The sequence below is a fragment of the Paenibacillus dakarensis genome (assembly GCF_001373415.1).
Lineage (GTDB): Bacteria > Bacillota > Bacilli > Paenibacillales > Paenibacillaceae > Paenibacillus_AQ > Paenibacillus_AQ dakarensis.
Genome location: NZ_CDSE01000002.1, coordinates 1 through 7,224 on the forward strand (window position 1 = coordinate 1; position 7,224 = coordinate 7,224).

A 7,224-nucleotide genomic window follows, 5' to 3' on the forward strand; every position below is an offset into this window, starting at 1 on the left:
GAGTAGGACGTCGCCAAGCAAATCAGAAGAGGAGATTCCTCGTCACCTACAGTGACTGAGGGATCTCCTCTTTTTGTATAGTTAAACAAGAAACTGCCCCTCACATCGGGGATGATAGCTTTCTTATTCGTGGATTCTAGATCTTATCATAGGCTTGAGGGTGTCCCAAGATGACTTGTGGAGCACCCTCTGTTGTTCTAATCTGGACGATTCAGTGGCGCTAATATCAGATCAGTTACGAGGATCAAGGCATTCAAGCTTCAAAGAGCCGTGCAGTTACAATGGCCTGAGCAACCCGTTTGGACTCTACATACACATCAATGCCAACCTTGCAAAAGCGGCGGTTGGATTCGATAACCGTGGGCAGGAGTGTAACTGAGGAATCGATTTCGACAGGAAGAAAGTAATGAACCGCCGTGCTATCGATATGAAGATTTCCCTTTTTCAGCTTGGAGATGGTCCTCGCGGTTGCTTGATTGATCAAGCAGGACAAAATACCATCGGAGAGGTTGCCCACGGGATTAATCATGGAGGCTGAAATGACGCCTTGATAGGAAGTAATCCCTTGATCATCCCGGGTCTCTTTAAATGATGACCAGATTTGTTCCTCGAGCGTTTCTCCGTAGTGCGGTTGTAGCTGGGTATTTTGCAGGGATCGAAGGACATCTTTACGGCTAATGACGCCAGTAAGCTGTCCGGAGGCATTAACGATCGGCAGCAGCTCGAGCGATTCACGGACCATCATATGACCGGCTGTGGCAACAGCGGTTTGTTCTGTCACGGTAAGCGGGTCGGGAGTCATGTATTGGTGGACTGGCTCGTTCCCTCCGGCTCCGATAATATCTTTAGCTGTGATGATACCGACCGGTCTTCGCGCTTCATCGATGACTGGAAACCGGTTATGGTTTGTTTCGGAAATTCGTCGCAGCATATCCCCAACTTGATCATGCTCTTGCAGATAGGCGAGTTCTATCTCCGGATGAACCGCATCTTTTACATGAACGATTGTTTTTTTGATCAGCTTGTCGGAAATGACTCGGTTAATCATGGTTGCCACAGTAAACGTATCATAATGGGTGCTGATGACGGGAAGTTTAAGCTCATCGGCTAATGCTTTGGCTGCGTCGCTTGTGTCGAATCCTCCTGTAATGAGGATGCCTGCACCGAGCGTTAAGGCACTAAAATGTGCTTTCTCCCGGTTCCCAACAATGAGCAGATTGCCGGGCTCAATGTAGCGGATCATATCTTCGAGCTGCATAGCCCCGATAACGAATTTCTTTAACGTTTTATGTAGTCCTTCTTCTCCGCCAATGACTCTGCCATCGACGATATTAACAATCTCCGAAAACGTCAGCCTGTCGATTTCGACGGGCTGCTTCTTCTCAATCCGGAAGGTTCCGGCTCTTTCCTTCGCAGCCACGATTCCCTTATTCTCGGCATCCTTCATCGCCCTGTACGCGGTTCCTTCGCTTACGTCCAATTCTTGTGCGATTTTGCGTACGGAAATCTTCGATCCTATATCCAGACTTTCAATATATTGAATGATCTGTTCGTGCTTCGTTGAAAAATTGGAGGATGACATTTCATCATTCCTTTGGCCTGATTTATAAAGCAAATTAAGACTATTATATAACACCTCATTCCTGTTTGAAACACGCACCACCAATAACTAAAGCGAATGAAAAAAGCAGCCTTCCGGGAATCCTAAAGGATATTCCTGTCTGGAGGCTGCAGGGGATCAAACCCAGATATAATTTCAAATAGTAAAGGCAGGGAAGCTGGATCAGTCGGCAAAGTTGTAGTAATACTGCTGCATATAGAGGTAGGATAGGTCGCTTTCACCAGCAGTTTCACAGCTAGGGCAGACAGGATCATTTGCACGCAAGTCCGGATCGGCAAAGCTGCCACCGCAAGAGAGACATACTTTTTGGTTTTGTAATTCCTCCGTCTTATTCATTCGCAATTACCTCCGATGCTGGGGATGGGATAAACGTAGTGCATAAATTCAAGCAAACTGTTATATAACACTTTTGATATTTGTTTGTTATTATATATCGAAATTCACTCTGTTGCAATAGTGTTTTGTTATATTTAATTATTGTTATAGTACAGATGATGACTATATATCATATCAGAGTACCTTTTGCGATACTCTGATATAATGGTAGAAATAATATGGATGGAGGTGCAGACGAACGGATGACCTTGTATCAGTCAAAAATATCAGGGATAGGCACATATGTACCGGACCGTATTCTAACCAATGCTGATCTGGAAAAAATGGTAGATACAAATGATGAATGGATTGTACAGCGGACCGGCATGCGTGAGCGAAGGATTGCCGCTGCTGATGAATATGTATCCGACCTTGCAGCAGAAGCGGTTAAGGACCTCGAGAGAAGATATCAGGTGGGGGTCAAGGATTGTGACATGATTCTGGTTGCAACGAGTACGCCGGAATATGCTTTTCCAGGCACGGCTTCTATGGTGCAGGCAAAGCTGGGAATCCAGGATACAGGCACCCTTGATCTGGGCGCAGCCTGCGCCGGGTTTGTGTATGCGATGCAGGTGGCGGACGGCTTGGTGCGAAGTGGGTTATACCGTAAGGTTCTGGTTATCGGAGCGGAAACCTTGTCCAAGATTACAGATTACACCGACCGAACAACATGTGTGTTGTTCGGAGACGGCGCCGGGGCTGTTGTTGTGGAAAGGGATACTGAGCAGCAGGCCTTTATCGCGTCCATCTCCGGAACGCTCGGGGAAAGCGGGCAGCATTTGTATAAAACGAATCTTTCCGAACAGATGAATGGTACAGAGCTCAAGAAGGGCTGTATTGTACAGAACGGAAGAGAAGTATACAAATGGGCGGTCCGGAATGTTCCGCTTGGAGCCCAGGAGCTTCTTCTAAAAGCGGCACTTTCCCCGGAGCAGATTGACTGGTTTGTTCCTCACAGCGCCAATCTGCGAATGATTGAGGCCATTTGCCAAAGGGGTCCAATTCCGATGGAGAGAACACTGACCAGTGTCGAATACAGAGGGAATACATCCGCTGCCTCTATTCCACTCGCTCTTCAGCTTGCAGTTGACGACGGCCGGCTTAAATCAGGTGATACCCTTATGCTGTATGGATTCGGCGGGGGGCTTACCTATGCGGGAACCATCCTGAAGTGGACCTTGTAGATCGGTTGTTGGAGCCGTCCCGGACTTATATATCAATCCTGAAGACTGTCTGAAAAGGCAGTCTTTTTGATTTGTCGGTAAAGAAGAGTTGGGAAAGAGGACTGCCTTCGGGGACAGCGGTGACCTGTCATCATAAAATATTCAACCATAAATCGGAAGTTTGCCTCCTCAAAAAAGTAAACGCTTTTCGTTAGACTGAAATAGAAAATATAAATGTATTGAAAGGGGTTATCACATGAAAACACGCTGGTTAACGATGCTGCTCTGCTTGTGCATGACGCTCTCGCTTGCGGCATGCGGCGGAGGAGGCAAAACGGAGGAGAAGACACCGGGCGCGGGAGGGGAAGCAGCACCAAAAGACACAGAGACGAAGACGGAAGAAAAAGTAGAGCTGTCCTTCTGGTCTCTAGGCACGACAAACTATGAGGACCTTGCCAAGGAATATACGAAGGAGCACCCGAACATCACCTTTAAGTTTCAAAATACGTCCGACCAGACGGCACATCACAACAACTTGACGACAGCATTGTCCGCTGGGGCTGGTGCTCCTGATATTTTCATGCTTGAGATTGCTTTTGTCGAGCGGTTTATCGGGGCACAGGATAAGTTCCACAACTTATATGACCTTGGCGCTAAAGATATCGAAAGCAATTATCTGGAGTGGAAATGGAAGCAGGCACAATCTGTGGACGGTTCATTCCTATTAGGATTGCCGACAGATATTGGGCCTACGGTGGCATACTATCGGACGGATCTTGCAGAGCAAGCCGGACTGCCGACGGATCCGGATGAATTTAGCGCAGCCATCGATACATGGGATAAATTTGCGGAGGTTGCTAAGACCTTTAAAGAAAAAACAGGCAAGCCTTTTGCCGATTTGACAGACCTCGTCTACAACGGACTGCGTGACCAGTCGCCGGAGCAAATTTACTTCAATAAAGAAGACGGCTCGTTTATCGGAGATACGAATTCTCAGGTGAAAAAAGCGTACGATTTCACGGTTAAAGGCATTCAGGAAGGCTGGATTGGAAACTGGGCGCTGTGGTCACCGGAGTGGAATAAAGCGATTAATGACGGCGAGTTTGGCGTTATGCTCGGTCCGGCATGGATTGCGGGTACAATTCGAAATGCAGCGGACTCCTCCGGCAAGTGGAAAATTGCCCAGCTTCCTGAAGGGGCAGGTAACTGGGGCGGAGCTTTTCTGACACTTCCGAAGGAAGGCAAGCATTCGAAAGAAGCATACGAATTTATTTCCTGGGTCCTAAATCAGGAAAACCAAATGAAATCCTTTAAAGACAGCGGCTTGTTCCCTTCAATTCCTGCTATTTATGATGATCCAAATTTCAGTACAGAGAAGGATGAGTTTTTCGGAGGACAGATCATCTCTGCCGCATATGCCGATTCGGCAAAGCGGGTAAAGCCAGTTTATTACGGCCCGCTTCATGACCAAACGGACACGATCATTAAAAACGCGCTCAAAAACGTTCTGGAGAAAAAAGCTGATCCTGCAGCTGAGTGGGAATCGGCCATCAAGCAAATCAAGACTCTCGTCGATCGCAGCTAATCATTTGAAAGTCTTACTGTAATTCTGTCCGGATTCACAAGAGAGACTAAAGAGCTTTCTTGCGGATCCGGATTTATCATACCATCCCTGGAGGTGCATTCATGGCTGACACCGCAGCTGCCAAGCCGAATTCGGTACGGTCCAAACCGGAAAAACGGCCGTATTGGACCGAAATTCGTAAAAGCCGGCTGACGGCCTATACGTTTATATCGCCGTTTTTTATTCTTTTTGCGATATTCGGTTTGTATCCGATCCTGTTCACGATTTACCTGTCCTTTTTTAAATGGGACGCGCTGGGTCCGATGAAATACGTCGGACTTAAAAATTATGGCTGGGTGACAAGCGACCCGACATTCTGGATTTCGTTCAGCAATACGCTGATCATCGCCTTAATGGGTACCGTTCCGCAGCTGATTATTGCTTTGTTTGTAGCCATCATGCTGAATTCAGCACTCAACAAATTTAAAAATTCATTTCGCATTTTGTACTTCATGCCTAACATCACGTCCATCGTAGCGGTAACTCTTGTATTCAGTACGATGTTCGGAAACAACGGCATTGTCAACTGGATGATGAATTCGTTCGGGCTGGAAAGCGTTCCTTTCAACTCGGGCTGGTGGGGGGTCAAAATTGCCATTTCCACGATGGTCATGTGGCGCTGGATGGGATATAACGCCATTATTTTCTTGTCCGGATTGCAAAGCATCCCGACAGATATTTACGAAGCCGCGCGGATTGACGGAGCAAACCGGCGTCAGCAGCTTCTTTTTATTACACTCCCTTTGCTCCGCCCGTTTGTTCTATTCGTTACTCTCGTTTCAACGATCGGTGCCCTTCAGCTGTTTACGGAGCCGTATGTCTTCCTTGGACAGTCGGGTACGGGATCTACACGCCAGGAAGGGGTAACGATGGTTACCTATTTGTATAACGAAGCATTTAAGAACGGATTTTTTGGAACGGCCGCTGCGACGGCGGTGCTTCTCTTTATTGCCACCATTCTGTTCTCAGTTCTGAATATGGTATTGTCCAGCCGTATGGGTGGAGACAGAGGAGGGAAGAAAGCATGAGCACCTTGCCAATTACAAGAAGAAAGCCGGATGAGCCGGGAGCCATAGCCAAGGTATTGTTTTACACTGTCATGATTTTTGGAGCTGTGCTGTCTATTTTTCCGTTTTACTGGATGTTTATAGTAGCTACCAATGACAAAGATGCAGCCTTTCATATTCCCCCGCTTCTTACGCCGGGCAGCCAGTTTTTCGATAACTTCTCGCGTGTTCTGGAACGTACGGACTTTTTTCGGGCGCTGTTTAATTCTGTCGTCGTGTCCTCGGCTGTAACGTTGTCGGTCGTATTTCTGTGCACACTCGCCGGATATGCGTTTGCCAAGTATGAGTTTCCGCTCAAAAAAATGCTGTTTGTGATGGTTATCGGCACGATGCTTGTCCCGGCCCAGCTCGGCGTGCTGCCGCAGTATGTCATCATGGCTAAGCTGCACTGGATCGACAGCTACAAAGCGCTTATTGTTCCGGCGATGGTCAATGCCTTCGGTATTTTCTGGATGAGGCAGTATATTTCAACTGCTGTGCACAGCGAGCTTATAGAAGCAGGGCGGATGGACGGCGGAGGGCATTTCCGTATCTTTTGGAACATTGCCATTCCGGTTGTCACACCGGCGATGGCCACGCTCGGTATATTGAATTTTATGAATGTGTGGAATGATTTCTTCTGGCCGCTGGTCGTGCTTAAAAACAAGGAGAACTATACGATCCAAATCGCTCTGCAGCAGCTGTTCACCAACAAGGACGGTCTCGATTTCGGTATGATCATGTCTGCTACCTTTACGGCGACGCTGCCGCTGCTTATTGTATTTTTACTGTTCAGCCGCTGGGTTATCGCAGGGTTGACATCGGGAGCAATAAAAAGTTAAAGGCAGCCGGGATAAAAAGACCAAGGGAATAGGAATACGGATGAAGAATAATAGACTAGGAGATAGGAGGGGAGCTAGTGAAGCTTCGTCGGAAAATCCTGCTGGCTATTATTCTTCTTGTGTTTATTCCGGTAATTGCACTCGGAGGCGTATCCTATTACAGCTTCTCTAAGACGATGGAGACGAAAACAAGCCACTTTTACTGGATTTCCCTGCAGGAAACAGATCAAAGGCTGAAGTACGCGCTAAATGAAATTAACTTGCTCTCGAATTCCGCGATAACTCAGATCAGGGAGCCTTCGGTTCAGCAAATGCTGAAACAGCGCGATTATGCCATTACTTACGAGCGGCGGCAGGAGATCAACAATTCGATGAATCATCCCATGATCAGCTCCTTTGCCATCTATAACAAGGAAAAACTGCTGTATTCAAGTGTTGATACACTTTCGTTTGAAGAGCTCAAAAGCCAAAGCTGGTTTCCCGAGATTGAAAAAGCCGAGGGACGTCCGGTCTGGATTGGTCCCGGAGAGAATGGAGGGGCGGGTCCGGCGGG

The 7,224-nt window shown here is 47.5% G+C and carries 6 protein-coding genes and 1 pseudogene; 5 read left to right on the forward strand and 2 right to left on the reverse strand.

The window, feature by feature from the left end:
* Window positions 1-253 precede the first annotated feature (253 nt).
* Together BN1234_RS00070 and BN1234_RS22075 are read right to left on the reverse strand one after the other, a co-directional pair.
* Entirely contained in the window at window positions 254-1,582 is a 1,329-nt protein-coding gene (locus BN1234_RS00070) for a DRTGG domain-containing protein (protein WP_054954632.1), read from the reverse strand.
* Between the two features lie 201 nt (window positions 1,583-1,783).
* Window positions 1,784-1,957 carry a hypothetical protein gene (locus tag BN1234_RS22075; RefSeq protein WP_156337082.1) on the reverse strand — a complete coding sequence of 58 codons (174 nt, stop codon included), beginning with the start codon at window positions 1,955-1,957 and terminating at the stop codon, window positions 1,784-1,786.
* A 242-nt stretch (window positions 1,958-2,199) separates the two neighbouring features.
* Between BN1234_RS22075 and BN1234_RS00075 the strand changes: the two genes are divergently transcribed.
* The 5 genes and pseudogenes from BN1234_RS00075 to BN1234_RS00095 form a co-directional block, all read left to right on the forward strand.
* Window positions 2,200-3,180, forward strand: a complete 981-nt coding sequence (locus BN1234_RS00075; protein ID WP_054954633.1) for a ketoacyl-ACP synthase III — start codon at window positions 2,200-2,202, stop codon at window positions 3,178-3,180.
* 235 nt (window positions 3,181-3,415) lie between these two features.
* Window positions 3,416-4,744 carry an ABC transporter substrate-binding protein gene (locus tag BN1234_RS00080; protein ID WP_054954634.1) on the forward strand — a complete coding sequence of 443 codons (1,329 nt, stop codon included), beginning with the start codon at window positions 3,416-3,418 and terminating at the stop codon, window positions 4,742-4,744.
* Window positions 4,745-4,845: 101 nt separating this feature from the next.
* On the forward strand, window positions 4,846-5,811 hold the full coding sequence (locus BN1234_RS00085) for a carbohydrate ABC transporter permease (RefSeq protein ID WP_054954635.1): 966 nt from the start codon (window positions 4,846-4,848) through the stop codon (window positions 5,809-5,811).
* A complete protein-coding gene (locus BN1234_RS00090) occupies window positions 5,808-6,671 on the forward strand; it encodes a carbohydrate ABC transporter permease (RefSeq protein WP_054954636.1) in 864 nt (287 codons plus the stop codon). The genes BN1234_RS00085 and BN1234_RS00090 overlap by 4 nt, the downstream gene beginning before the upstream one ends.
* Before the next feature lie 77 nt (window positions 6,672-6,748).
* A pseudogene (locus BN1234_RS00095) lies at window positions 6,749-7,224 on the forward strand (sensor histidine kinase); the annotation flags it as partial.